Annotated in this window: 26 protein-coding genes and 1 riboswitch; of the genes, 16 read left to right on the top strand and 10 right to left on the bottom strand. The window is 71.5% G+C overall.

Translation table 11 applies throughout. The features are described from left to right. The first annotated feature begins 33 nt into the window (after window positions 1-33). A riboswitch (cobalamin riboswitch) is annotated at window positions 34-101 on the top strand. 54 nt (window positions 102-155) lie between these two features. After that, the gene (gene cobN / locus RM788_RS12785; protein ID WP_315931850.1) at window positions 156-3746 is read left to right on the top strand and encodes a cobaltochelatase subunit CobN; all 3591 of its coding nucleotides are present in this window, start codon (window positions 156-158) and stop codon (window positions 3744-3746) included. 169 nt (window positions 3747-3915) lie between these two features. Further along, window positions 3916-4938, top strand: coding sequence for a LacI family DNA-binding transcriptional regulator (locus RM788_RS12780; RefSeq protein ID WP_315931849.1), 1023 nt, complete (start codon window positions 3916-3918; stop codon window positions 4936-4938). A 357-nt stretch (window positions 4939-5295) separates the two neighbouring features. Here RM788_RS12780 and RM788_RS12775 read toward each other — a convergent pair whose 3' ends face one another. Both RM788_RS12775 and RM788_RS12770 read right to left on the bottom strand, forming a co-directional pair. Then, the gene (locus RM788_RS12775) at window positions 5296-5727 is read right to left on the bottom strand and encodes a LapA family protein (RefSeq protein ID WP_315931848.1); all 432 of its coding nucleotides are present in this window, start codon (window positions 5725-5727) and stop codon (window positions 5296-5298) included. Window positions 5728-5769: 42 nt separating this feature from the next. Then, complete coding sequence (locus RM788_RS12770) at window positions 5770-8523, bottom strand: nSTAND1 domain-containing NTPase (protein WP_315931847.1); 2754 nt, start codon at window positions 8521-8523, stop codon at window positions 5770-5772. A 189-nt stretch (window positions 8524-8712) separates the two neighbouring features. Here RM788_RS12770 and RM788_RS12765 point away from each other — a divergent pair, with 189 nt between their 5' ends. After that, window positions 8713-9663 (top strand): terpene synthase family protein, encoded by a 951-nt coding sequence (locus RM788_RS12765; protein ID WP_315931846.1) that lies wholly within the window; start codon window positions 8713-8715, stop codon window positions 9661-9663. A 214-nt stretch (window positions 9664-9877) separates the two neighbouring features. Here the strand turns inward: RM788_RS12765 and RM788_RS12760 are convergent, their stop codons facing one another. Further along, complete coding sequence (locus RM788_RS12760) at window positions 9878-11086, bottom strand: ROK family protein (RefSeq protein WP_315931845.1); 1209 nt, start codon at window positions 11084-11086, stop codon at window positions 9878-9880. Between the two features lie 95 nt (window positions 11087-11181). Between RM788_RS12760 and xylA the strand changes: the two genes are divergently transcribed. The 4 genes from xylA to RM788_RS12740 all read left to right on the top strand — a co-directional run bounded on the left by xylA (window position 11182) and on the right by RM788_RS12740 (window position 15171). Continuing rightward, window positions 11182-12351 carry a xylose isomerase gene (gene xylA, locus RM788_RS12755; protein ID WP_315931844.1) on the top strand — a complete coding sequence of 390 codons (1170 nt, stop codon included), beginning with the start codon at window positions 11182-11184 and terminating at the stop codon, window positions 12349-12351. A gap of 2 nt (window positions 12352-12353) precedes the next feature. After that, window positions 12354-13748, top strand: coding sequence for a xylulokinase (xylB, locus tag RM788_RS12750; RefSeq protein WP_315931843.1), 1395 nt, complete (start codon window positions 12354-12356; stop codon window positions 13746-13748). 107 nt (window positions 13749-13855) lie between these two features. After that, on the top strand, window positions 13856-14026 hold the full coding sequence (locus RM788_RS12745) for a hypothetical protein (RefSeq protein ID WP_315931842.1): 171 nt from the start codon (window positions 13856-13858) through the stop codon (window positions 14024-14026). Window positions 14027-14142: 116 nt separating this feature from the next. After that, window positions 14143-15171, top strand: a complete 1029-nt coding sequence (locus RM788_RS12740) for an NAD-dependent epimerase/dehydratase family protein (protein WP_315931841.1) — start codon at window positions 14143-14145, stop codon at window positions 15169-15171. Here RM788_RS12740 and RM788_RS12735 read toward each other — a convergent pair. Next, window positions 15168-15404 carry a DUF6480 family protein gene (locus RM788_RS12735; RefSeq protein WP_315931840.1) on the bottom strand — a complete coding sequence of 79 codons (237 nt, stop codon included), beginning with the start codon at window positions 15402-15404 and terminating at the stop codon, window positions 15168-15170. The two genes, RM788_RS12740 and RM788_RS12735, sit on opposite strands and share 4 nt — an antisense overlap. 61 nt (window positions 15405-15465) lie before the next feature. Between RM788_RS12735 and RM788_RS12730 the strand changes: the two genes are divergently transcribed. From RM788_RS12730 to RM788_RS12705, 6 genes are all read left to right on the top strand, one after another. Further along, window positions 15466-16047 carry a nucleotidyltransferase gene (locus RM788_RS12730; protein WP_315931839.1) on the top strand — a complete coding sequence of 194 codons (582 nt, stop codon included), beginning with the start codon at window positions 15466-15468 and terminating at the stop codon, window positions 16045-16047. Further along, window positions 16044-16292 carry a BON domain-containing protein gene (locus RM788_RS12725; protein WP_315931838.1) on the top strand — a complete coding sequence of 83 codons (249 nt, stop codon included), beginning with the start codon at window positions 16044-16046 and terminating at the stop codon, window positions 16290-16292. Before RM788_RS12730 ends, RM788_RS12725 begins: the two co-directional genes overlap by 4 nt. Continuing rightward, on the top strand, window positions 16289-17026 hold the full coding sequence (locus RM788_RS12720; RefSeq protein ID WP_315931837.1) for a metallophosphoesterase family protein: 738 nt from the start codon (window positions 16289-16291) through the stop codon (window positions 17024-17026). The genes RM788_RS12725 and RM788_RS12720 overlap by 4 nt, the downstream gene beginning before the upstream one ends. Before the next feature lie 9 nt (window positions 17027-17035). Then, entirely contained in the window at window positions 17036-17608 is a 573-nt protein-coding gene (locus RM788_RS12715; protein ID WP_315931836.1) for a hypothetical protein, read from the top strand. A 54-nt stretch (window positions 17609-17662) separates the two neighbouring features. After that, a complete protein-coding gene (locus RM788_RS12710; RefSeq protein ID WP_315931835.1) occupies window positions 17663-18178 on the top strand; it encodes a DUF6328 family protein in 516 nt (171 codons plus the stop codon). Window positions 18179-18299: 121 nt separating this feature from the next. Then, entirely contained in the window at window positions 18300-18653 is a 354-nt protein-coding gene (locus RM788_RS12705; RefSeq protein WP_315931834.1) for an STAS domain-containing protein, read from the top strand. Here RM788_RS12705 and RM788_RS12700 read toward each other — a convergent pair whose 3' ends face one another. Continuing rightward, a complete protein-coding gene (locus RM788_RS12700; protein WP_315931833.1) occupies window positions 18654-19487 on the bottom strand; it encodes an SDR family oxidoreductase in 834 nt (277 codons plus the stop codon). Window positions 19488-19563: 76 nt separating this feature from the next. On the opposite strand from RM788_RS12700, the gene RM788_RS12695 reads away from it, so the two are divergent. Further along, window positions 19564-20013, top strand: a complete 450-nt coding sequence (locus RM788_RS12695) for a MerR family transcriptional regulator (protein ID WP_315931832.1) — start codon at window positions 19564-19566, stop codon at window positions 20011-20013. Here the strand turns inward: RM788_RS12695 and RM788_RS12690 are convergent. Together RM788_RS12690 and RM788_RS12685 are read right to left on the bottom strand one after the other, a co-directional pair. Continuing rightward, a complete protein-coding gene (locus tag RM788_RS12690) occupies window positions 20010-20498 on the bottom strand; it encodes a winged helix-turn-helix domain-containing protein (RefSeq protein ID WP_315931831.1) in 489 nt (162 codons plus the stop codon). The genes RM788_RS12695 and RM788_RS12690 overlap by 4 nt on opposite strands. Before the next feature lie 45 nt (window positions 20499-20543). Further along, window positions 20544-21002, bottom strand: coding sequence for a MarR family winged helix-turn-helix transcriptional regulator (locus tag RM788_RS12685; RefSeq protein ID WP_315931830.1), 459 nt, complete (start codon window positions 21000-21002; stop codon window positions 20544-20546). Between the two features lie 123 nt (window positions 21003-21125). On the opposite strand from RM788_RS12685, the gene RM788_RS12680 reads away from it, so the two are divergent. Further along, window positions 21126-21920 carry an SDR family NAD(P)-dependent oxidoreductase gene (locus RM788_RS12680; RefSeq protein ID WP_315931829.1) on the top strand — a complete coding sequence of 265 codons (795 nt, stop codon included), beginning with the start codon at window positions 21126-21128 and terminating at the stop codon, window positions 21918-21920. A gap of 20 nt (window positions 21921-21940) precedes the next feature. Continuing rightward, entirely contained in the window at window positions 21941-22774 is an 834-nt protein-coding gene (locus RM788_RS12675) for an aldo/keto reductase (protein ID WP_315931828.1), read from the top strand. Between the two features lie 60 nt (window positions 22775-22834). Here RM788_RS12675 and RM788_RS12670 read toward each other — a convergent pair whose 3' ends face one another. Genes RM788_RS12670 through RM788_RS12660 form a run of 3 tightly spaced genes read right to left on the bottom strand, consistent with a single transcriptional unit; the run spans window position 22835 to window position 25379 of the window. Then, window positions 22835-23722: a bifunctional 5,10-methylenetetrahydrofolate dehydrogenase/5,10-methenyltetrahydrofolate cyclohydrolase gene (locus tag RM788_RS12670; RefSeq protein WP_315931827.1), complete on the bottom strand. Its 888-nt coding sequence runs from the start codon at window positions 23720-23722 to the stop codon at window positions 22835-22837. Continuing rightward, window positions 23719-24288 (bottom strand): cyclodeaminase/cyclohydrolase family protein, encoded by a 570-nt coding sequence (locus tag RM788_RS12665; RefSeq protein WP_315934621.1) that lies wholly within the window; start codon window positions 24286-24288, stop codon window positions 23719-23721. Before RM788_RS12665 ends, RM788_RS12670 begins: the two co-directional genes overlap by 4 nt. Next, a complete protein-coding gene (locus RM788_RS12660; protein WP_315931826.1) occupies window positions 24288-25379 on the bottom strand; it encodes an aminotransferase-like domain-containing protein in 1092 nt (363 codons plus the stop codon). Before RM788_RS12660 ends, RM788_RS12665 begins: the two co-directional genes overlap by 1 nt. Window positions 25380-25400 lie beyond the last annotated feature (21 nt).

Raw genomic sequence — 25400 nt, 5'->3', positions numbered from 1 at the left:
CGGCTGTACTGTCAGGCCGAACGGCGAAGCAGCGAGGAAGTCGGTGGAAGTCCGACGCGGTCCCGCCACTGTCACCGGAGCGATCCGGGAGCCAGGAACTCCGCTCCGCCGTGTGCCGACGACTTGGGGCGCGGACCCCGGAGTGGAGCTTTCGCGTGATCCTGCTGCTGTCGACCTCCGACACCGACCTGCTGTCAGCGCGGGCCAGTGGTGCCGACTACCGGCTCGCCAACCCGTCGCGCCTGGGCGTGGAGGACCTGTCCGAGCTGGTCGAGGGCGCGGACGTGATCGTCGTGCGCATCCTCGGCGGCCGCCGGATGTGGGAGGAAGGGCTGGACGCCCTGTTGGCCGGCCAACGTCCCGTGGTGGTGCTCGGCGGTGAGCAGAACCCCGACGCCCCGCTGATGGAGCTGTCCACCGTGCCCGGCGGGGTGTGCGCGGAGGCCCACGCCTACCTCGCGCACGGCGGCGCGGCGAACCTCGCGGAGCTGCACAACTTCCTCTCCGACACGATCCTGCTGACCGGCAACGGCTTCGCGCCGCCCGTCCCGGCGCCGAACTGGGGTCTGCTGGAACGCCCCGTGCCCATCACCGAGGGCAAGACCACCGGCGGCCCGACCGTCGCGGTGCTCTACTACCGCGCCCACCACGTCGCCGGGAACGTCGCCTTCGTGCACGAGCTGTGCGACCAGATCGAGGCCAAGGGCGGCCTCGCGCTGCCGGTGTACTGCTCGTCGCTGCGCACCGCGGAGGCGGAGCTGCTGGCCGTGCTGGGCAAGGCGGACACGCTGGTCGTCACCGTGCTGGCCGCGGGCGGCAGCAAGCCCGCGACCGTGGGCGCCGGTGGCGAGGACGAGGCGTGGGACGTCGGCGCGCTGGCCGCGCTGGACGTGCCGATCCTGCAAGGGCTCTGCCTCACCAGCAGCCGCGCGGCATGGGACGAGAGCGACGACGGGCTCTCGCCGCTGGACACCGCGACCCAGGTCGCGATCCCCGAGTTCGACGGCCGGATCATCACGGTCCCCTTCTCCTTCAAAGAGATCGACGAGGACGGCCTGACCGTCTACGTCGCCGACCCGGAACGCGCGGCGCGGGTCGCGGGCATCGCGCTGGGCCACGCCCGGCTGCGCCACACCCCGCCATCCGAGCGCAAGATCGCCGTGATGCTGTCGGCCTACCCGACGAAGCACTCGCGCATCGGCAACGCCGTCGGCCTGGACACCCCGGCCAGCGTCGTCCGGCTGCTGACCGCGTTGCGGGAGCAGGGGTACGACATCGGCGCGCCCGGTGAACTGCCCGGCGTCGAGCAGCTCGACGGCGACGCGCTCATCCACGCGCTGATCGCCGCGGGCGGGCAGGACCCGGACTGGCTGACCGAGGAGCAGTTCACCGGCAACCCGGTCCGGATGACCGCTGCCCGGTACCGCGACTTCTTCGCCACCCTCCCCGAGGACACCCGCGCGGAGATGGAGCGGCACTGGGGCCAGGCGCCCGGCGAGCTGTTCGTGGACCGGTCGCACGACGCCGACGGCGAGATCGTGCTGGCGGCGCTGCGGGCGGGCAACGTCGTGGTGATGGTCCAGCCGCCGCGCGGCTTCGGCGAGAACCCGATCGCGATCTACCACGACCCCGACCTGCCGCCCAGCCACCACTACCTGGCCGCCTACCGCTGGCTGGCCGACGACTTCGGCGCGCACGCCGTCGTCCACGTGGGCAAGCACGGCAACCTGGAGTGGCTGCCGGGCAAGACCGTCGGCATGTCCGCGGGCTGCGGCACCGACGCGGCGCTGGGCGACCTCCCGCTGATCTACCCGTTCCTCGTCAACGACCCCGGCGAGGGCACGCAGGCCAAGCGGCGCGCGCACGCCACGCTGGTGGACCACATGGTGCCGCCGATGGCGCGCGCGGACAGCTACGGCGACATCGCGCGGTTGGAGCAGCTGCTCGACGAGCACGGCAACATCGCCGCGATGGACCCGGCGAAGCTGCCCGCGATCCGCGCGCAGATCTGGACCCTCATCCAGGCCGCCAAGCTCGACCACGACCTCGGGCTGGCGGACCGGCCGCACGACGCCGAGTTCGACGAGTTCATCCTGCACGTCGACGGCTGGCTGTGCGAGATCAAGGACGTGCAGATCCGCGACGGCCTGCACATCCTCGGCGAGGCCCCGACCGGCGACGCCCGCGTCGGCCTCGTGCTGGCGATGCTCCAGGCGAAGCAGATGTGGGCGGGTCAGGTGGCCGCGCTGCCCGGACTGCGCGAAGCGCTGGGGCTCAACGAGGACGGTTCGGAAACCCGAACCGCCACCGACGACGTCGAGGCCACCGCGCGAGCCCTCGTCCAGGGCATGGAGGACGCGGGCTGGGCGCGGGAGGCGGCGAGCGGGCTCACCGACTCCGAGCAGGTGGCCCGGATCCTCGAGTTCGCGGCCGACGAGATCGTGCCCCGGCTCGCCCGCACGACCGACGAGATGACCAACGTCCTGCACGCGCTGGACGGCGGCTACGTGCCCGCTGGCCCGTCCGGGTCGCCGTTGCGCGGACTGGTCAACGTGCTGCCGACCGGCCGCAACTTCTACTCCGTCGACCCGAAGGCGATCCCGTCGCGGCTGGCGTGGGAGACCGGGCAGGCGATGGCGGACTCGCTGCTGGCGCGGTACCGGGACGAAACGGGCGAATGGCCGCCGTCGGTGGGGCTGTCGGTGTGGGGCACGAGCGCCATGCGCACCTCCGGCGACGACATCGCCGAGGTGTTCGCGCTGATGGGCGTCCGGCCGGTGTGGGACGAGCAGTCCCGTCGGGTCACCGGCCTGGAGGCCGTCCCGCTCGACGAGCTGGGCAGGCCGCGGATCGACGTGACCGTGCGCATCAGCGGGTTCTTCCGCGACGCCTTCCCGCACGTGGTCGCGATGCTGGACGACGCGGTGCAGTTGGTCGCGGTGCTGGACGAGCCCGCCGAGTCGAACTACGTCCGGGCGCACGCGCAGGCGGACCTGGCGGTCCACGGCGACGCCCGGCGCGCGACCATGCGGATCTTCGGGTCCAAGCCGGGCGCGTACGGCGCCGGGCTGCTGCCGCTGATCGACAGCCGGAACTGGCGCGACGACGCCGACCTGGCCGAGGTGTACGCCGTGTGGGGCGGGTACGCCTACGGCCGTGAACTCGACGGCGTGCAGGCGCGGCCGGACATGGAGTCGGCGTACAAGCGCATCGCCGTGGCGGCCAAGAACATCGACACCCGCGAGCACGACATCGCCGACTCGGACGACTACTTCCAGTACCACGGCGGCATGGTGGCGACCGTCCGCGCGCTGACGGGCAAGGCGCCCGCCGCGTACGTGGGGGACAGCACCCGGCCGGACGCGGTGCGGACGCGGACGCTGAACGAGGAGACCACGCGGATCTTCCGGGCCCGCGTGGTGAACCCGCGCTGGCTGTCGGCCATGCGCAAGCACGGGTACAAGGGCGCGTTCGAACTGGCGGCCACTGTGGACTACCTGTTCGGCTACGACGCGACCACCGGCGTGGTGGCGGACTGGATGTACGAGAAGCTCGCCGAGACCTACGTGATGGACCCGGAGAACCAGAAGTTCATGACGGAGTCCAACCCGTGGGCGCTGCACGGCATCTCGGAACGGCTCCTGGAGGCGGCGAGCCGGGGCATGTGGGAGCACCCCGAACCGGAGACGCTGGCGGCCCTGCAAGCCGTGTTCCTGGAGACCGAGGGGGATCTGGAGGACAGGTAAGCGCCCTCCTCGCCCGCCGCCACCCGCCACCGCGGGGGTGCGGCGGGTGGTATGGCCCGGTCGGGTGGTGTGGTCGCGGTAGCGGGTGTCCTGCTGGTCCTGAGGTTGTTTGGACCTATCATGTGATCCATGGGTGTCCTGGGTGCGCGGGTGAGCGGTACGGGTCCGCATGACTGAGGCTGCCCGCGGCCGCCGCCTCGGGGCTCGGATCGAAGAGGTCGCCCGCGAAGCGGGGGTCTCGAAGTCGACCGTGTCCAGGGTGATCAACGGCGAGCAGTACGTCAGTTCCAAGGCCCGCGAGGCCGTGCTGGCGGCGGTCCTGAGCCTCGGCTACAGCCCGAACCAGGCCGCGCGCACGTTGGCGGGCAGTCGGACGAACTGCATCGCGCTGGTCGTGTCGGAGCAGGGCAGCCGCGTGCTGTCGGACCCGTTCTTCGCCGGCGTGCTGCGCGGCGTGCACGCCGAACTGGCGGGGCACCGGGTGCAGCTCGTGCTGATGATGAGCCAGCAGGACGACGCCCAGGACCTCGTCGGCTACCTGTGCGGCGGTCACGTGGACGGCGCGCTGGTGATCAGCCTGCACGGCCAGGACCCGCTGCCCCGGACGCTGGCGGACGCCGGACTGCCGATAGTGGTCGGCGGACGGCCGCTGGGCGCTCCCGGTGTGCCCTATGTGGACGCGGACAACTTCAACGGCGGACTGGAAGCCGCCCGGCACCTCATCACCGGGGGCCGGAAGCGGATCGCGACCATCGCCGGGCCGAAGGACATGGCCGTGGGCATGGACCGGCTGAGCGGGTGGCGCCGGGCGCTGAGCGAGTCCGACATGGAGTCGGACCTGGTGGCCTACGGCGACTTCACGCCGGAGAGCGGCACGGCGGCGATGTCGGAGCTGCTGGCGAAGGACCCGACGATCGACGGGGTGTTCGTGGCCGCGGACATCATGGCGCTGGGGGCGTTGCAGTCGTTGCACGCCAACGGGCGACGGGTGCCGGAGGACGTCGCGGTGGTGGGGTTCGACGACCTGGCGCTGGCGTCCACCGCCGTGCCGCCGTTGACGACGGTGAAGCAGGACGTGGAGCAGTTGGGGCGGACGATGACGTGGCGGTTGTTGGCGGAGTTGGCGGGGGAGGAAGGGCTGCCGCCTTCTTTGTTGCTGCCCACGTCGTTGGTGATTAGGGCTAGCGCTTAGGGGTGGGGGTCGCTGGGTGTTGCTGGCGGCGGTGCTTGAAAACGGGTATCGCTGCCTGCCGTGCTTGATACCGGGTGTGGCTGCCTGCCGTGCTGGGTCGCCGGGTATCGCATCCAAGGTCTCCGGGTGCGGCCGGCTTGACTTGGGGCCCCTTTTTTGGGCCTTGTCGGGCTGAAAGGGCAGGTGGTAGAGATGCCCGCCGACCAATTGTAGGCCCAAAAACCCCAAGTCAAGCCGGCCGCACGGCGGACGAGCGCGCTCGGTGGGTGGTGGGTCTGGGTCGTGCTCGGCGGGTTGTGGGTCATGCTCGGTGGGCCGTGCTTGTGGGCGTGGGTTGTGCTTGGGCCGCTGTGCGGGTTAGCGGAGTGCGCGTTTGGTTTGGCGCCGTAGCTGCATGATCCTGGCGGCGCCGATGAGGGCGATCAGCAGTGCGCCGCCGATTGCGGCGAACAGCAGTGCCACGCCGAGTGGCAGGGTGAAGGCGCCGCCCAGGAAGTGGATCGTGATGCCTGCGAGGTTCTGCAGGATGAAGACCAGTAGGAAGATCAGCACGAAGATCGCGATGATGACGGCGACCCACGTGCCGCTGATCCGGGTTGGCTTCAGCTTGACGTGCGGCGCGGGCGTTGGCGCCGGGGTGGGGTCGAAGTCCGGAGTCGGGTCGGTGAGGTCCGGGAGGGCTGGGGGTTGGTGGGTGGTCGGCTCGTCCGACGGCGTCGACGGGTCGACGGGCACCCCGAGTTCTGCGGGGTGTAGGTCGGTCGCGCGGTCGTCACGAGGGGTGCTCACCCGAGTGAGTATCTGCTCTTCCGGGTGTTTCCGCAGCACAGGTCATCCGCACGGCGGAGTGAAGCGGAGGCCTGGGAAGAAGCGCTGCCAGTCTTCGCGGGTCAGGGCCGGGCTGCTTGCGCAGATGCGGCTGACGGCGCGTTCCACGTCGAAGTCCCAGCGGCGGGAGGAGCCGTCGCCGCTCGACGTCATGACGACCAGGTCGTCGCCGCTGTCGCCGGGTTCGAACACCGCGGTGTGCACGGACGTGGTGAGGCCGGTGATGGTGGCGGGTTCGCCCGGTTGCCGCGGATCCGCGACGTCCCACATGCGCACGGTCTGGTCGCCTGCGGCGCTGGCGAGGTGCTTGCCGTCCCTGGAGAACGCCAGCGCGCGGACCTGATCGGCCTGCGCGCCCAGTTCCGCGAGTTCCGCCGGGTGCCACGGGTCGGTCATGTCCCACAGGCGGACCGCGCCGTCCGCGCCGCCGGTCGCCATCAGCCGCCGGTCCTGGGAGAGCGCCATCGTGGAGATGTGCGGGATGCTGGCCAGCCTGCCGAACTCGTGCGGCCCGTCCGGCTTGTCGAGCCGCCACAGCGTGGTGGTGCTGTCGTCGTCGATGGTGACGAGCACCTGGCCGCTCTGGTCGAACCGCAGCTCGCGGCCGCGGATGCCGTTGTGCGGCACGGTCGACGACCACGTCGGGGCCTCGGGGCGGTCCAGCTTCCACAGCCGGATGGTGCTGGTGTCGTCGGCGTTCAGGGTCGCCAGCCAGGCGCCGTCCGCGGACAGCGCGGTCGCGGCCATCCGGGTCGGGAAGCGGTGCAGGAACACGGGTTTCTCGGCGTCGGTCAGGTCCCACAGCTCGTCGGGCGTGGTCGCGAGGACCCGGCCCGCCGGGGTGAAGCCGAGCGACTGCACCGAGCCGAGGTCGCCGGAGGTGTCCTGCTGCGGCACCTGCCCCTTGCCGCGGACCGTGCTGCCGTCGGGCCCCATCGGGATCTCCGTCGGCGGGGTCACCCGGCGGATCAGGTGCTGGTTCCAGCTCGCGGTCGACGTGGTCAGCAGCCCGTCCACGACCTCCCTGGTGCTCTCCAACCGGTACGCGGCGACGCTGAGCTGCTGGGCGAGCGGCCGGTTGGTCTCGCGCATCCGCACCGCCATGCCCGCGATCTGCTGCGCCACCACGATGTTGCGCTGCTCGTCGGCGGCGTTCTGGGCGCGGATCGTCTGCACGATCGCGCCGCCCGCCAGCAGGAGCAGCACCAGCAGCAGCGCCACGAGCTGCCGCAGCCTGCGGGTCCGGCGCAGCGCGAGCGCGTGCTCCCGGTTCCGCTCGGCCAGGCCGGCGTCGAGGAACTCCTGCTCACGGGTGCTGAGCCGGGCACCGTCACCGGCGGCCCACTCGGCGGCGGTGTCCAGCCGGGTGCCGCGGTAGAGCGCGTCGGGTTCGCGGGACAGCAGGTCCCAGGTGGCGGCGGCCTCGGTCAGCTGCCGGGCCGTCCGCAGGCCTTCGCGGTTCTCGTGCAGCCAGCCCCGCAGCCGCGGCCACGAGCGGATCAGCACCTCGTGCGCGATCTCGACGGCGTCCTGGTCCAGGGTCAGCAGCCGCGCGTGCGCGAGCCGGTCCAGCACGACCTGGGTGTCCACGTCGCGGGTGTCCAGCTCGCCGCGGGTGAGCCTGCGCTTGGTGTCCTCGGTGCCGTCGCCCAGTGCGGTCAGCCGCAGGAAGATCTGCCTCGCCACGGCGCGCTGGTCGGTCTCCAGCGCCGTGTACGTGCGTTCGGCGGTCCGGGTGAGCGCGTGCTGGATGCCGCCCGCCGCCTCGTAACCGTCCAGGGTGAGCGCGGTCCCGCGTCTTCGCCGCCACGTTTCGAGCAGCGCGTGCGACACCAGCGGCAGCACGCCCGCCTGCCCGGTCGCGTCCGCGACCAGCCGGGTCACCAGCGCGGTCTCCACGGTGCAGCCCGCCTTGGCGGCCGGTCGCATGATCACCTGGCGGAGTTCCTCGGCGGTCAGCGGCCCGAGCAGCAGCTGGGCGTCGCTCAGCGCCTCGACCAGGCCGGGGTGCAGGGCGCAGTGGCCGTAGAAGTCGGCCCGGATCCCGATCACCACCCGGCAGCGGGTGCGCGAGGCGGTCAGCAGCGCCTCGACGAATGCGGTGCGCGCGGCCAGGTCGGGGCAGAGGGTGAAGACCTCCTCGAACTGGTCGACCACCAGCACCAGCTCGTCCACGCCCGCGCCGACGACCCGGTCCAGCACCTCCGCGCTCAGGTCGAGCTCGGACGGCGTGACGACGATCGTGGTCCGGCACGACCCGCCGTCGAGCGCGCCTTCGGCGATCCGCGGCACCAGCCCGGCCCGCAGCAGCGACGACTTCCCGGCCCCGGACGCCCCGAACACCCCGACGAGCCGCCGGTCGGACATCCGCGCGAGGAGGTCGTCGAGCATCCGTTCGCGCCCGAAGAACCACGGTGCGTCCTCGGGCTGGAACGCGGCGAGCCCCGCGTACGGCGGCGTGCCCTCGTCGGACGGGCGCGCTTCGGACGGTGCGACCTCGGCGGCGACCTCGCGCCAGCGGTCCTCCCACACGTCGGGGTCGCCGTCGCACGCCTGCACATAAGCCAAGGTCACGGCCAGGCTCGGCAGCTTCCGGCCGCCCGCGGCGTCGGAGAGCGTGGTCGCCGAGTAGTGCGCCCTGGTGCCCAGCTGGCGGTAGGTGCGCCCGCCCGCCCGGTCCCTCAGCGTCCGCAGATCGGCCGCGAACCGCAACAGCGGAGTGTCACCGTCGTCCAGCGGACGTTCCCCACGCGGCACCCGCCCACCTCCTCGTCACCGCCTCCGATTGTCCTGAGCTGGTGCTACGACGTCCAGTGGCCGATTCCCGCCGGTACGGCCTAGGGGCCGGTAGGGGTTGTCCCAAATTGTGAAACGCCGTTATTTTTCAGTGGTGGCCGGTCACTGCCGCTCGGCCCATGAGAACAGTCAACGGAGGTGGGGTCAGCCATGAGCGCAGGCGCTTTCACACTCAGCGGACTCGACGTGCCCGAATCCCGTGCGGAGGTCTCGCCGCCGTTCGTGCTGTGCGCGTTCGACACCGAGTCGAACGCCGTGGACGGCCTGGTGACCGAGCACTCGGTCGACTGGGCGGTCTCGGTCGGACTGCTCCCGCCGCACGCGATGAACGGGGCGGCCGAACGGGAACTCGGACACCTGGTCGGGTACGGGTACCCGCGGGCGGACTACGAGCAGCTGCGGCTGATGGGCGACTGGGCCCTGTTCGCGGCGCTGCTGCGCGACGACGGCGTGTCGGGCGACGACCTGGAACTGCTGCTGGCGGTGCTGCGGGACCAGCCGGTACCTCCAGGGGATCCGCGGGTCCGCGCGATGGTCGACCTGAGGGGAAGGCTGCTCGCACTGGGCGGAGCGGAGTGGGTGGAGGGATTCGCCGTCGAGGTCGGGCGGATGTTCGACGCCATCACCCGCTCGTCACTCGACGAGCACCACGGCACGGTGCCCACACCCGAGGCGCACGCGGAGGTCTGCGAACTGACCATCGGACTGCACCCGATGTTCCACTTCGCGGGCCCCGTCGACGGCATCGACCTACCCCCACCGGTACGCGAGCACTCGGCCCTGCGCGAACTCGCCGCCACGGCTTGTCGGATCGTGGGGTACGCACGAGACCTCTACGCCCACCGCGCGGAAATCGCCCGCGGCGGCGTCCACAACCTCGTACTGGTCACCATGCGCGCCCAGGCCGTGGTGCTCGACCAGGCCGTCGACCGCGCCGTCGAGATCCACGACGGCGAGGTGCGCGACTTCGTCCGCAGGGCGGAGGAGTTGCCGTCATTCGGCCCACCGGTCGACGAACAGGTCCGCGACTACGTCGCACTGCTGCGCCGCTGGGTGGGTGGGCATCGAAAATGGGCGGAGTACACCGGCACCTACCGGTAGGGGCCTGCGGGGCAGCCTGCTCGAAATCGGGTAGCGGTGCCCGCCGATCTCCGGGTTCGGCCGACTTGACTGGGGGCCCCTCTTTTCGGCCCTCGGCGATCTGAAAGGGCAGGTGGTGGTGACCTGCCCGCCGCCGCGAGGGTAGGGCCGAAAACCCCGAGTGAAGTCGGCCGAACAAGAAGCGGGCGCGCTCGGATTCGCGGTGAACGGCAGGTCAGATCAGGGCGGCGGTGATGAAGGGGTCCGGATCCGCCAGGATCGCCCTCACGGCCGACCCCGCCGCACCCCGAACCGCCGCCTCGGCCCCCAACGTCGACGCCGTCACCTCGACCGGCGACCAGGCCGCGCTCACCACGCGCTGAGCCAGTTCCGCGCGCAACGGCTCCCACAACCACGGCGCCAACCGCGCGTAAGTACCGCCCAGCACGACGACCGGCAGGTCCAGCAGGTTCACCACGCCGGACAGCGCGATCCCGATCCACCGCGCCGCCGACCGGGTGGCCGCGATCGACTTGCGGTCGCGCTGGGCCAGCCGGTCGAGCAGGTCGGTGATCAACTCTTCCGGCGCGCGGTCGTCGAGCACGCCCGCCTGGCGGAGGATCTCCTCCTGGCCCGCCATGCGTTCCAGGCAGCCGCGTGATCCGCAGGCGCACTCGGGGCCGCGCGGATCGACCATCATGTGGCCGATCTCGCCGCCGAAACCCGACACGCCTTCGAAGAGGCCGCCGTCGACGACGATGCCCGCGCCGATGCCGATCTCGCCGGACACGTGCACGAAGTCGCGGAGGCCGCCGCCCTGCCACAGCTCGGCGAGCGCGGCGAAGTTGGCCTCGTTGCCGACGAGCACCGGGATGTCGTCGAGGCCGGCACGTCTGCGCAGTTCACCGCGCACGTCGACCTCGCGCCACCCGAGGTTGGGGGCGACCCGGAGGATGCCGGTCGCGGACTCGACCAGACCGGGTACGGCCACGCCCATGCCGCCCACGCGCACGCCCATGCGGTCGGCTTCGGCCAACGCCGTCCTGACCGCCTTGGTCACGCGGGACAGGACGCGCGCGGGTGACAGGACGCGGTTGTCGGCGGACTGGATCCAGCGGGCGCGGACCTCGCCGGTGAGGTCGATCAGGCAGGTCGCGAGGTAGTCGACGCCGATCTCCACGCCGAGGCCGTGGGGGCCGTCGGGGGCGAGGAACAGGGCGGTGCCGCGCCTGCCGGGGCCGGTGCGGACCGCCGCCGCGCCCTCGACCACCAGGTTCGCGCCGATCATCCGGTCGACGAGGCTCGAGACGGTGGCCTTGGTGAGGCCGGTCCGCGCGGCGATCTCCGCGCGCGAGTGCCCGGACGGATCGGCGATGGCGTTGAGCACGAGGGCGCTGTTGTGCCTGCGAACGGTGTGCTGCCCGGCTGGCCGCGGTGAGGACACCGGGGGATGGTAGCCGTTGGACGGCGTGGCGAAAACGTTGACCTGCCGACGAACGCGCTATAAGTTTAGGCATCAAACTTATTGGAGGAGGACCCGTGGCGGAGCAGCCAACTCGTGCGGACCGGTTCAGCTTCGGCCTGTGGACGGTCGGCTGGCGTGCGCAGGACCCGTTCGGCGAGGCGACCCGTCCCGCGCTCGACCCGGTGCACGCCGTCCACAAGCTCGCCGAGCTGGGCGCCTGGGGCGTCACGTTCCACGATGACGACCTGGTGCCCTTCGGCACCGAGTCGGGCGAGCGCGACAAGAAGATCTCGCTGTTCAAGGACGCGCTGGACGAGACCGGCGTCACCGTGCCGATGGTGACCACCAACCTGTTCACCCACCCGGTGTTCAAGGACGGCGGCTTCACCAGCAACGACCGCGGCGTGCGCCGGTACGCGCTGCGCAAGGTGCTGCGCAACCTCGACCTGGCCGCCGAGCTGGGCGCGAAGACGTTCGTGCTCTGGGGCGGTCGCGAGGGGTCGGAGACCGACGCGGCCAAGGACGTGCGGTTCGCGCTCGACCGCTACCGCGAGGCGCTCGACACGCTGGCGCAGTACTCGATCGACAAGGGCTACGGCATCCGGTTCGCGCTGGAGCCCAAGCCGAACGAGCCGCGCGGCGACATCCTGCTGCCCACGATCGGGCACGCGCTGGCGTTCATCTCCACGCTGGAGCACCACGAGCTGGTCGGCGTGAACCCGGAGGTCGGGCACGAGCAGATGGCGGGCCTGAACTTCGTGCACGGCATCTCGCAGGCGCTGTGGCAGGGCAAGCTCTTCCACATCGACCTCAACGGCCAGCACGGCCCCCGCTTCGACCAGGACCTGATCTTCGGCCACGGCGACGTGCTGTCGGCGTTCTTCCTCGTCGACCTGCTGGAGAACGGCGGCTACGACGGTCCGCGGCACTTCGACTACAAGCCGCTGCGCACCGAGGACATGGACGGCGTGTGGTCCAGCGCCGCCGCGAACATGCGCACCTACCTGCTGCTGAAGGAGCGCGCGGCCGCTTTCCGCGCCGACCCCGAGGTGCAGGAGGCGCTGGCCGCGGCCAAGGTGGCCGAGCTGGGGCTGCCGACGCTCTCACGTGGTGAAACGGTGCAGAACCTGCTCGAGGACAAGTCCGCGTTCGAGGAGTTCGACGTGGACGCGGCGGGCGCGCAGGGTTACGGTTTCGTGCACTTGTCGCAGTTGGCGCTCGAACACCTCCTGGGAGCTCGCTGATAATGCTCGTCGCCGGGATCGACTCCTCCACCCAGTCCTGCAAGGTCGTCGTCCGCGACGCCGGGACGGGTGCGCTCGTCCGCGAAGGCAGGGCCGCGCACCCGTCGGGGACCCAGGTCGACCCGGCGGCGTGGTGGACCGCGCTCGGCGAGGCCGTCGAGGCCGCGGGTGGCCTCGACGACGTCGCCGGGGTGTCCGTGGCGGCCCAGCAGCACGGCATGGTGTGCCTCGACGCCGACGGCGAGGTGGTGCGCCCCGCGCTGCTGTGGAACGACACCCGGTCGGCGACCGCCGCGACGGCCCTGACCGGGGAGTTGGGCGGCCCGGAGGAGTGGGCGCGGGCGGTCGGCAGCGTGCCGGTCGCCGCGCTCACCGTGACGAAGCTGCGGTGGCTCGCCGAGCACGAGCCGGAGAACGCCGCGCGGGTCGCCGCGGTGTGCCTGCCGCACGACTGGCTGACCTGGAAGCTCGCGGGCGCGCCGGGGCTCGACGCCCTGGTCACCGACCGCAGCGACGCCAGCGGCACCGGGTACTGGTCGCCGTCCACCGGTGAGTACCGCCTCGACCTGCTCGACCTCGCGCTGGGCAAGCGGCCGGTGCTGCCCCGCGTGCTCGGCCCGGCCGAGCACGCGGGCACGACGGCGGGCGGCGCGGTCCTCGGGGCCGGTGCCGGTGACAACGCCGGTGCCGCCCTGGGCGTCCAGGTCGGTCCCGGCGACGTCATCGTCTCCATCGGCACGTCCGGCACGGCGTTCGCGCGCTCGCCGCACCCGTCGGCGGACGTCTCGGGTCTGGTGAGCGGGTTCGCCGACGCCGAGGGCACGTTCCTACCGCTGGTCTGCACGCTGAACGCCTCCAGGGTGCTCGACGCGACGGCCAGGGTGCTCGGCGTGGACCTGGCCGAGCTGTCCCGGCTGGCACTGTCCATCCCGGACACCGACGGCCTCGTCCTGGTGCCGTACCTGGAAGGCGAGCGCACGCCGAACAAGCCGGACTCGACCGGCGCGCTGCACGGTCTGCGCCTGGACACCGCGACCCCCGCGCACTTCGCGCGGGCCGCGGTGGAGGGGATGCTGTGCAGCCTGGCCGACGCGATCGACGCGCTGGCCGCCGTCGGCACGCCCATCAGCCGGGTGCTCCTCATCGGCGGCGGCGCGCAGTCGCCCGCGGTGCGGGAGATCGCGCCCGCCGTGTTCGGCTGCCCCGTCCTCGTGCCCGCCCCCGGCGAGTACGTCGCGGACGGCGCCGCCCGCCAGGCCGCCTGGGCGGTCGGCGGCGCGGAAGCCCCGCCCCATTGGGGTGAGGCCCTGAGCACCACGAGTTACGAGGCCGATTCCACTCCTGCCGTTCGGACCGCCTACGCCGCCGCACGGGATCTGACGGTGTCGCGCGGCTGAAGGTGGGTACCCCACCGGTATGACCTCGTTGACGCGGTGACGCCCTCCTGCCGACCTCCCGTCGGCAGGAGGGCGTTCCCGTGCGCGGAGAAAACGGAGAGGGACACGTGGAGATCGTTGAGAGGACAGGCCAGGCGCCCACCGGCGAAGCGCGGTTCGGCGGACACGGGATGTGGGCGCCGATGATCCCGATCGCACGGGACCCGGACGAGTGGGTCTGCTGGGCGGGCGACCCGGACGACGGGCTCGACCCGGTCGTCGTGCGCAGTGTGGACTGAACTGAGGAGTGGGGTATGCGGACTGTGAATGCGGAACGCACGGCGGAGAAGTCACCGGACAGCTCGGCAACGGCTGATCCGAGCATGGTCGCGTCCGCCGGAAACCCGGCCTCCGCATGAGGATCGTGGTCACCGGCGCCAGCGGCAACGTCGGAACGGCGCTGCTGCGCGCCCTCCCTCCCGACGTCGAGGTGACGGCGGTCGCCCGGCGGGCCCCCGCCGGGCGACCGCCGTACTCGCGGGCGAAGTGGGCGGCGATCGACATCGGCACGCCAGGGGCCGAGGAGCCGCTCGCGGACCTGATGCTCGGCGCCGACGCGGTCGTCCACCTGGCCTGGCTCATCCAGCCGAGCCGGGACGAGCGCGCGCTGCACCGCACCAACGTCATGGGCACCAAGCGCGTGTTCGCCGCCGCCGTCGGCGCCCGCGTCCCGCACCTGGTGCACATGTCCTCCGTCGGCGCGTACACGCGGGCGGACAAGTCGCGGCGGGTCGACGAGCGCTGGCCGGTCGGCGGCATCGCATCTTCGTCCTACAGCAGGCACAAGTCCACCGCGGAACGGTTGCTCGACGACGTCGAGCGCGACAACCGGCACCTCACGACCTCCCGGCTGCGCCCCGGCCTCATCATGCAGGCCGACGCCGCGTCCGAGATCAAGCGCTTCTTCCTCGGTCCGATCGTCCGCCCGGCGATGCTCCGCTTTGCGGTCTCGGGCCGCGTTCCGGTGCTCCCGCTGCCCTCGGGGCTGGTGCTGCAGTTCGTGCACGCCGACGACGTCGCCCACGCGATCGTGCGGGTGCTCGAAACCCGGCTGCCGGGCGCGGTCAACATCGCCGCGGAACCGGTGGTCGGCCCGCGCGACCTCGCCGAACTGGTGGGTGCGCGGCACGTTCCGATCCCCGCGTCCGTCCTGCGTGGACTGGCCGCCGCGACGTGGAGGCTGCACGCCCAACCCACATCACCCGGATGGGTGGACCTGGCGTTGGGCGCGCCCATCCTGTCGACCGACAGGGCCCGCACCGAACTGGGGTGGAAGCCCACCCGCAACTCCCGCGACGTGGTGCGGGAACTGCTGGTGGGCATGGGGGAGCAGGACGGTCTGCCGCAGAGCCCGCCGCTGGCGCCGGACCGGAGCGAGGACTAGAAGAGCGTCGACCAGTTCAACACCTCGGCGACCACGAACCCCACCACCAGCAGGGTCATCACGACGATGATCACCAGCACCACCGGGCCGATCGCGCGGGACGGGATCGGCGGGTCCTTGGGGCCCGCCGGGGTCTGCGCGGAGTCGGGCGGGGTGTCTCCTGGATTCACGCCACCACCTCGTTCGAGGCCGGGCGTGCGGTACGGGTCCGGGTCGGGAGGAGTGGCGCTCATGACCGTCGAGTACCCCGAGTGGACTAGTTAGAACCCAGGGCCCCTCGGGTAGCCACAGATCATGAGCGGAGTCCAGGACGAACTGCTGCGCACCCTTGTCAAGGTGGCGAACGCGTTGCGCGCCGCCGACATCCGCTTCGCGTTGACCGGCGGGTGCGCCGTGTACGCGCGTGGCGGTCCCGCGACCGAGCACGACGTGGACCTCCTGGTGAAGGAGGAGGACGCGCACACCGCGCGCTCCGCCCTCGTGTCCGCCGGGTGCCGCGCCGCCGACGCGCCGGAGAACTGGCTGCTCAAGGTCTACGACGGCGACTGCCTCGTCGACCTGCTGCACCGCCCGAACGAAATCCCCGTCACCGACGCGATCCTGGACCACGCCGAGGAGCTGGCCGTCAGCTCGGTGTCGCTCCCGGTCATGCCCGCGACCGAGGTGATGATCAGCAAGCTGCTCGTGCTCGACGGCCACCGCTGCGACTTCAGCGAACTGCTGCCGTTCGCGCGGGCGCTGCGGGAGCAGATCGACTGGCCGAAGGTGCGGGAGTCCACTGAGGACTCGCCGTACGCGCAGGCCTTCCTCGTCCTGGTCGAGCGACTCGACCTGGTGACGCCCCAACTGACCAGTGTCCGGAGGAACGCGTCATGACCACCGAGCCCTACCTGTCCGCGCGGTTGCGCCGAGCGATCGCGGAAGACCCGCGCACGACCGAACTCGGCGTGCGGGTGACCGTGCGCGGGGACAACGTGCTGCTGTCCGGAGACGTGGCGTGCGCCGAACGGCGTGCGGAACTGGAGGCCGTGGTGCACGAGATCGCGCCGGACCTGCGGGTGGTGGACGACGTGCGCGTCGTCAGCGTGGCCGAACCCGAGGGAAGCGAGGACCTGCGATGATCCGCATCGCCGCCGTCGGCGACGTGCACCTCGGCAAGGACGCGCGGGGCCGGATGCGCCCGGCGCTGGAGAACGTGGGGGAGCACGCCGACGTCCTGCTGCTGGCCGGTGACCTCACCCGGCACGGCACGCTGGAGGAGGCGCAGGTCGTCGCGGACGAGTTCGCGGACCTGCCGGTGCCGGTCGTCGCGGTGCTGGGCAACCACGACCACCACAGCGACCAGCAGGTGGAGATCGCGAAGCTGCTGTCCGACAGCGGCCTGCACGTCCTCGAGGGCGACGCCGTGACGTTCCGGATCGGCGAGGAGAGCGTCGGCATCGCCGGTGTGAAGGGCTTCGGCGGCGGTTTCGCGGGCAAGTGCGGCAGCAACTTCGGCGAGCGCGAGATGAAGTCGTTCGTGGGCCACACCATCGAGGTGTCGGAACACCTGCGGGCCGCGCTCGCGTCGGTCGAGGCGGACGTCAAGGTCGCGCTGACCCACTACTCGCCCGTACCGGACACGCTGCGCGGCGAGCCGCCGGAGATCTACCCGTTCCTCGGGTCTTACCTGCTGGGCGAGGCGATCGACGCCACCGGCACCGACCTGGCGATCCACGGCCACGCGCACTTCGGCACCGAACACGGCATCACCCCCGGCGGGGTGCGGGTCCGCAACGTGGCGCAGCCCATCATCCGCGCCGCGTACACGGTCTACATGGTCGAATCGATGGTTGAAGCCACCGCCACCGGGTAACACCCGATCATGAGCGATGTCGACGAGACCCGATCGGCAGGCCCTTCCGCGCTGTGGGCGGGTCCGCGCGACGCGCCCGCCGTCTTCGTGCTCGACCCCGACGGGGGCGGCAGGCACGGTGACCTCCCGGCCGCATGGCGGCCGCTCGTGGAGCACCTCCAAGTGCTCTGGTGCAGGCTGCCCGCGGCCGACGGCCCGTGGCGCGAGGTGTCCGACCTGCTGGCCGAGTTCCAGGGCCGCGACGTGCCCGTGCACCTGCTGACCGGAGGCCCGGCGGCGGCCAGCGCGCTCTACCTGGCGGACAAGTACCGCGGCCTGGTGCGGTCGGTGCTCCTCGTCGACCCCGAGGAGGGCCCGGACCGCACCACCGGCCAGGAAGCCGACATCCGCGTCATCGTGCGCGACGCCGTCCCGCTCGGCCACCCCGACGTCGTCGTCGCGGTCGTCAAGGCGTTGCTGGAACTGGACGCCGAGGACGACCCCGCACCGGTTGAGCCGTCCCCGCCGTCACTGCTCGGGGACGCCGCGGCCGCGTTGCGCGAGTCGATCACGAGCGTGCTGGACCGGGTCCGAAAAGCCTGACCACTAGGCCTTTTGGCCCCGTTTGTCCATTTTGTCGCGGGGTATAACGAACACATGAGCGAGGCTGAGGAATCCGAGCAGGAACGGCTCAAGCGCAACCTGAACGAACTGCTCCAGGAGTTGCGGGTCGCGCAGGCGGGAGTGCAGATCCTCTTCGGTTTCCTGCTGTCCATCGTCTTCACCGACCGCTACCGCGAGATCGACTCCTACGTGCGCGTCACGCACCTCGTCACGATCCTGTTCGCCGCCGCCTCCGTCGCGCTGCTGACCGCGCCCGCCGCGTGGCACCGCATCCTGTTCCGACGGGGCAGGCGCGAGGACATCATCACGATCGCCCACCGCTTCACGCTGGTCGGCCTCGGCACCCTGGCCGCCTCGATGACCGGCACCGTGCTCCTGCTCGGCGAGGTCATCATCGGCGGCTGGGTGTCGATCGCGCTCGGTGTCGTGGCGGGCCTGGGTTTCGCAACGCTGTGGTTCCTGCTGCCGTTGATGGAGCGGCACAAGGACACCATCGACTCCGAGGGGCACCCGGACGGAATCCCGACGGGTGAACCCTCCCGCGGCTGACGCGGCGGGACGGCGCCTCGATCAGGTGAAAGGCTTGTGGCGCCTGGGATCTGGGCTACCTTTTCAGGGAGGAGATCCGATCCAGGTCGGGGACCGGATCGGCAACCCTGAGGAGCATCCGGTGCCCACGGACATCCAAGGTTCACTCGTCGTCCAGCGCTGGCGGTTGGCAGGCGCGACCGTCATCTCGGTCTCGGGGGAGATCGACATCGCCACCGTGCGCAAGCTCCGCTGGAGCCTGGACAGCGTCGCCTCCGGTTCGGGTCCGCTGATCCTGGACCTGTCCTCGGTCTCGTTCTTCGGCTCGGTCGGCGTCAACTGCCTGCTGGAGACCGCCAACCGAGCCCGCGCGTTCCGCATCGACCTCCGCCTGATCCGCTCGCCGCAGGTCTCCCGCGTCCTGGAGCTGATCGGCGCGCACGAGGACTTCGCCGAGTTCGAGTCGCTCTCCAGCGCCCTCGCGCACTCCGTCTAGCTACTGCCCGTCCCGCACGACGGAGAACGCGACCTCGCGCTGCGCGTCGTGCTCGGCGAGCCGCGCCACCAGCGCCGCCCGCACGTCGTGGTAGGTGTCGGATCCGAGTGGCAGGCGGAGCGGCACCGCGTCGGTGTCGACCAGGTCGATCATCGCCCCCGCGATCTTCCCCGGATCGTTGGGCAGCGGGAAGCCGCCGTCCGCGAGCGCCCGCCGCACGTCGCCCGCCGGGGTGTTCTCGTACTCCGGCATGATCGGCGCGGTCGCCAGCGATCCGCCGAACCCGGTCGGTGTCGCACCGGGCTCCACGATCGTCAACCCGATGCCGAACGGGGCGATCTCCCGCGCGACCGTCTCGCAGAACCCCTCGATCCCCCACTTCGACGCGTGGTAGTAGCCGAAGTTCGGGTACGTCGCCTGACCGCCCGCCGTGGACACCTGGAGGATGCGGCCGTGCCCCTGGGCGCGCAGGTGCGGCAGCGCGGCCCGGATGACGTGGATCGACCCGAGCAGGTTGGTGTCCACCACCTGCCGGATCTGCTCGTCGGTCGCCTCCTCCACGGAGGCGAACACCCCGTGGCCCGCGTTGTTCACGACCACGTCGATCGTGCCGAACACCCCGAAGGCCTCGTCGACGACCTCGCGCACCCGCTCGGTGTCGGTCACGTCCAACCGCGCGATCCACAGCCGGTCACCGTGCCCGCCCCGCAGGTCGTCCAGCGCCTCGGGTGAGCGCAGGGTCGCGGCGACCCGGTCCCCGCGCTCCAGCAGCCGCTCGACCAGCAGCCGTCCGAAGCCGGAGGAAGTGCCGGTGATGAACCAGGTCCTGCTCATGGTGTCCCCTTCCGGAGGTGTCACCACGACGCTACGAGTTCGAGCCGACTCGAAGTCAAGCTCGTAGGGTGGGGCCATGTCCACGGCAGCGGAGACCACCCTGAGCATCGGCCAGGTCAGCGCACTGACCGGCCTGACCACGCACACGTTGCGCTTCTACGAGCAGGAAGGCCTCTTCGTCGCCCCGGTCCGGCGCAACGCCGCGGGCAGGCGGATCTTCACCGCCGAAGAGGTCGAGTGGCTCAAGGTCTGCACAAGGCTGCGCTCCTCGGGCATGCCCCTGCCCGAGATCCGCCGCTACGCCGACCTCGTCCTGGCGGGCCCCGGCAACGAGGCCGAGCGCTTCGACGTCCTCCGCCGCCACGAGGCCAGGGTCGAGCGGCAGGTCGCCGACCTCCAGGAAGCGCTCGCCACCATCCACCGGAAGGTCGAGCTCTACGCCCGCCGCCTCGACGAGGGCACCGCCGACCGGTTGTGGACCAACGGCCCGGAATGCGAGGAACTCCCCACCGCGGAGCAGGCCTAGCCCTCCCGCTCGACCCGCACCTGGTGCTCCTGGTCCATCCGGTACCCCACCCCGCGCACCGTCCCGATCACCCCGGCGGCGTCCCCCAGCTTCCGCCGGATCCTCCGCACGTGCACGTCCACGGTCCGGGTGTCCACCACGGTCGTGGCACCCCACACCTGGTGCATCAGCGCCGCCCTCCGGTGCACCCGCCGCGGCTGGCTGCACAGGTGCAGCAGGAGGTCGAACTCCAGTCGGGTCAGCTCCACCGGCACTCCCCGGTGCAGCACCCGCCGGGAATCTGGGAACACCCGCACCGCGGGCCCGCTCCGCTGCGTCGGTATCGCGACGTCCACGGCGCTGACGTCCACCGCGTCCACGGCCGCCTGCCCCAACGCGGCCTTGAGCGCGTCCGCCACCCGGTTCGCGACCCTCGAAGCCCGGGGTGCCGTAACCCGGATCACCAGGGTGACGTCCGCCGCGTCGAGCTGTTCCAGGTTTCTCACAAGCCCGATCCGACCAACTCCGCCACGGCGGGTCAACACCGCCCACTACCTGGAAGGGCTTGACGGCCCCAGTTCCGCCAACGCCGCCACCAGGGGGGACAACTCCGGCAGCCGCTCGGCCTCCGCCAGCGCCTCGCTCAACGCCGTGTCGTGCGTCGGCCGCGCCGCTTCGAGCAGCGCGACACCCGCCGGGGTCAGCTCGGTGTAGATCCCCCGCCGGTCGGTCGCGCACAGGTACCGCCCGAGCAGCCCGCGGTCCTCCAGGCGCGTCACCAGCCGCGTGGTGGCCGACTGGCTCAGCACGACCGCCTGCGACACCTGGGACATCCGCAGGTGGAAGTCGTCCTGACGGGCGAGCACGTCCAGAACGGTGTACTCACTGGTGGAGAGTTCGTGCGCGCGTTGCAGGGCGCGTTCGAGCCTGTCCTCGATGCGCGCGTGCAGTGCGGCGAGCGTCCGCCAGCCCTGAGCGCGCGCCTCGGTGGCGTCCTCGGCCAGTGACACGGTTCACCTCTTCCCGGTTTGCGCGACGGTGACCGCGAGAGCACTATCGAGCGTGTGCAACAGCCAGCGTCTGCAAGTATTGCTCACGCTGGTTACAGCCTACCGCCTACAAGAGGGAGCACCGTGAAGATCGACCTCACCGGCCGCACCGCCCTGATCACCGGGTCCACCTCCGGGATCGGATACGCGACGGCCAGGGCCCTCGCGCTCGCGGACGCGGCGGTGGTCGTCAACGGGCGTGACAAGCAGCGCGTCGCGGACGCCGTGGACAAGCTGCGCGAGGAGACCGGGTCCACGACCGTCACCGGCGTCGCCGCCGACGTGGCGACCGCGTCCGGCGCGGCCGAACTGGTCGAGCGGCTGCCCGACGTCGACGTGCTGGTGAACAACCTCGGCATCTTCGGCGCCGTGCCGGTGTTCGAGATCCCCGACGAGGAGTGGGTGCGCTACTTCGAGGTCAACGTGCTGTCGGGCGTGCGCCTGGCCAGGCACTACGCGCCCCGGATGGTCGACCGCGGTTGGGGTCGGGTGATCTTCGTGAGCAGCGAGTCCGCCATCCAGATCCCGACCGAGATGGTGCACTACGGCATGACCAAGACCGCCCAGATCGCGGTCTCGCGCGGCATGGCCCAGGAGGTCGCGGGCACCGGCGTCACGGTCAACACCGTCCTGCCCGGCTCGACCCTCACCGACGGCGTGCGCGAGTTCATCGCCGACCGCGTCGGCGCCGACATCCCGTTCGAGGAGGCCGAGCGCCGCTTCATGGAGTCCGAGCGCCCCACCTCGCTGCTCAAGCGCCTCATCCGGCCCGAGGAGATCGGCAACTTCATCGCCTACGTCGCCTCCGACCTGTCCTCCGCCACGACCGGTGCCGCGCTGCGCGCCGACGGCGGCATCGCCAACACCCTCATCCCCTGACCACCGGAAGGACGCATCCCATGACCAGGACCCCGAACGTGACCCTCAACGACGGCGTCACGATGCCGCAACTCGGCTTCGGCGTCTTCCAGGTGCCGAACGACGAGACCAAGACCGCCGTCACGCGCGCGCTGGAGGCGGGCTACACGAGCATCGACACCGCCACCGCGTACCGCAACGAGGAGGCCGTCGGGCAGGCGATCGCCGAGTCGGACGTGCCGCGCGACGACCTGTTCGTCACCACCAAGCTGTGGAACGCCGACCAGGGCCACGACAAGACCCTGCGCGCGTTCGACACCAGCCTGGCCAAGCTGGGCCTGGACCACCTCGACCTCTACCTGATCCACTGGCCGACGCCCGCGCGCGGCCTGCACGTGGAGACCTGGAAGGCGTTCACGAAACTGCTCTCCGACGGCCGGGTGCGCTCGATCGGCGTCTCCAACTTCCAGCCCGACCACCTGCGGCAGGTCATCGACGCCACCGGGGTCGTGCCGTCGGTCAACCAGGTCGAGCTGCACCCGTTCTTCGACCAGAAGGCGCTGCGCGCTTTCCACGCCGAGCACGGCATCACCACCGAGGCGTGGTCGCCGCTGGGCCAGGGCGGCGAGCTGCTGTCCGACGGGACCGTCACCGCCGTCGCGGCCAAGCACGGCCGCTCGCCCGCGCAGGTCGTGCTGCGCTGGCACCTCCAGCTGGGCAACGTCGTCATCCCGAAGTCGGTGACCCCGTCGCGCATCGCGGAGAACATCGACGTCTTCGACTTCACCCTCGACGACGAGGACGTGGCGGCGCTGTCCGGCCTCGACACGGGCAAGCGCCTCGGCCCGGACCCGGACACGTTCAACCAGGCCTGACGCGCGAGACCGGTCGGTCCTAAGTGGACCGACCGGTCGGGTCGCGCGAACCGCCGCGGGTCAGCGGCGCCAGCTGGGCTGCCGCCTGCGTCCCGGAACCGACACCCGCTGCGCGGCCGTCTCGGCGGCCTCGACGGTGTGGCGCAACAACAACGCGGTGGTGACCGGGCCGATCCCGCCGGGCACCGGGGTCAGCGCCCCGGCCTTCTGCGCCACGTCGGCGTCGGCGTCGCCGACCAGCCCGCCGTCGGCGGTCGCGTTCGTCCCGACGTCGACCACGGTCGCACCCTCGCGGACGTGTTCGGCCTTGATCAGCCCCGGCACGCCCACGGCGGCCACCACGACGTCACCGGTGGTGGTGATCGAGGGCAGGTCGACGGTCTTCGAGTGGCACACCGTGACGGTCGCGTCCCGGTCCAGCAGGAGGTGCGCCACCGGCTTCCCGACCACGGTCGACCGCCCCACGACGACGACGTGCTTCCCGGCCAGCTCCACCTCGTGGTGCTCCAGCAGGGCGACCACGGCGGCGGCGGTGGCGGGCGCGAACGCCGTCAGCCCGGCGGCCAGCCGCCCCAGCGACGCCGGGTTCGAGCCGTCGACGTCCTTGCGCGCCACGATGTTCGAGGCCAGGTCGGCGACCGACAGCCCGTCGGGCAGCGGTGTCTGCAGGATGATCCCGTGCACGCCGTCGTCCGAGCTCAGCGCGGCCAGCGCCTCGGTCAGCTCCGCACCGGTCGCGGCCGCGCCCAGGTCCACCACGTCGCAGGTGATCCCGGCCTTGTCCGCGGCCTTGGCGATCGACCGCACGTACCAGGCTGTCGCCTCGTCGGCGGTCGCCGTGACCACGGCCAGTCGCGGGGATGTGCCGTCGACGGCCAGCTTGGCGGCCCTCTCGGTCACGTCCTCGCGGATCTTGGTGGCGAACTCCTTGCCGGACAGCGTGATCACTTGGCGATCTCCTCGCGCACTCTTGCGGTGATCCGGTCGGCCCGTAAGGCCAACGCGTCCACATCGGACTCCAAAACAGCCCCGTTGACCTCGACGTTGACCCTGGCGGTCGTCGCCGCGGCGCGGGCCGCGTCGGCGGCCGCGGCCACGTCGGTGATCACGTTGCGGTTGCCGAGGGGCAGCAGCACCTCGGCGAGGTCGACCAGCCGTTCGGCGACGGCGATGGTGCGCAGCGGCGGAACGGCGGCTCCCGCGAGCGCCTCCGCTATCGCCGCCGACCTTTCCGGACCCTTCGGCAGCTTGTACGCGTCCGTCACGGCGGTGAACGCCGCGGCGTCGTCCTCGGCCAGCTGGAGTGCGTCGACCCGGAGGGCGTCCACTTCGGACAGCACCGCCGAGATCGCGGCCGCGTCCCCGGCGTGCTTGGGCCCGTCGCTGTACCGCGCGACCATCCCCAGCAGCGCCGCGGACTGGGCGGCGTGCAGCGCGGCCGTCGCACCGCCACCGGGTGCGGACACCCGTGCCGACAGCCGTTCCAGGAACTCCTCGACGAGTTGGTCCCGCATCACGCGTCGAGCGAGCGGACGGCCGCCGCGAGACGCGTGACGCCCTCGTCGATCTCGTCGACCGACAGACCGGAGAACGCCAGCCGCACCGAGTCGTCGCCGCCGTCGAGCAGGAAGTCGGCGCCCTTCACGAACGCGACCCCGTGCTGCGCCGCCGCGTCCGCGAGCGCGTCGATCGACACGCCGGGCAGCCGCACCCACATGAAGTAGCCGCCCTGCGGCGCGGTGTACTCCGCCTTCGGCAGCTCGCGCTCCAGCGCCGACACCAGGGCGTCCTTGCGCTGGCGCAGCGCCGCGCGCACGGTGTCGATCGACTTGTCGAGCCTGCCCGAGCGGCAGAACTGGTTCACGATCGACTGCGACACCATGTTGGGGGAGATGTAGGTCGTGGTCGCGAGCTTGGTGATGGCCGCGATGACCTCCACCGGCCCGACGAGGTAGCCGACCCGGATGCCGGGGCACACCGTCTTCGAGAACGACGACGCGTACACGACGCTGCCCGAGGTGTCCTGCGACAGCATCGTCGGCAGCTGCTCGCCCTCGAAGCGGATCGAGAAGTACGGGTCGTCCTCGAACAGCGTGAAGCCGTACTGGGAGGCGAGCGCGAGCAGGCGGGCCCGCTTCGGCGCGCTCAGCGTGTACCCGGCCGGGTTCTGGAAGTTCGGGATGATGTGCGCGAGCTTCGGGCGGACACCGCTCTCCAGCAGCGCCTGCACCGCGTCGACGTCGATGCCGTCCTCGTGCAGCGCGACGGGGTACACCTCGGCGCCGCGCTGGCGGAGGTTCAGCAGGGTGCGGTCGTAGGTCGGCGCCTCAACGATGACGGCGTCACCGGGGGAGACGAGCTGCTCGAACAGGAACGCGTCCGCCTGCATCGAGCCGTTGGTGACCAGCACCTGCTCGACCGGGACGCCGTGCTGCTCGGCGATCCACTTGCGCAGCGGCGCGTAGCCGACCGCTGTGCCGTAGGCCGTCGTGCCCGCGGGGTCCTCGGCGAAGGCGAGCTTGGTCGCCTCGACCAGCCCTTCGGTGTCGATGATGTCCAACGAGGGGGCGCCGCGCGTGAAGCCGATCGCTGCCTGGGAAGCCATGGCGGAAAGCCTACCTCCGCC

Origin of the sequence: Umezawaea sp. Da 62-37, assembly GCF_032460545.1 — a bacterium.
Lineage (GTDB): Bacteria > Actinomycetota > Actinomycetes > Mycobacteriales > Pseudonocardiaceae > Umezawaea.
This window is presented reverse-complemented; position numbering and strand designations above follow the sequence as displayed.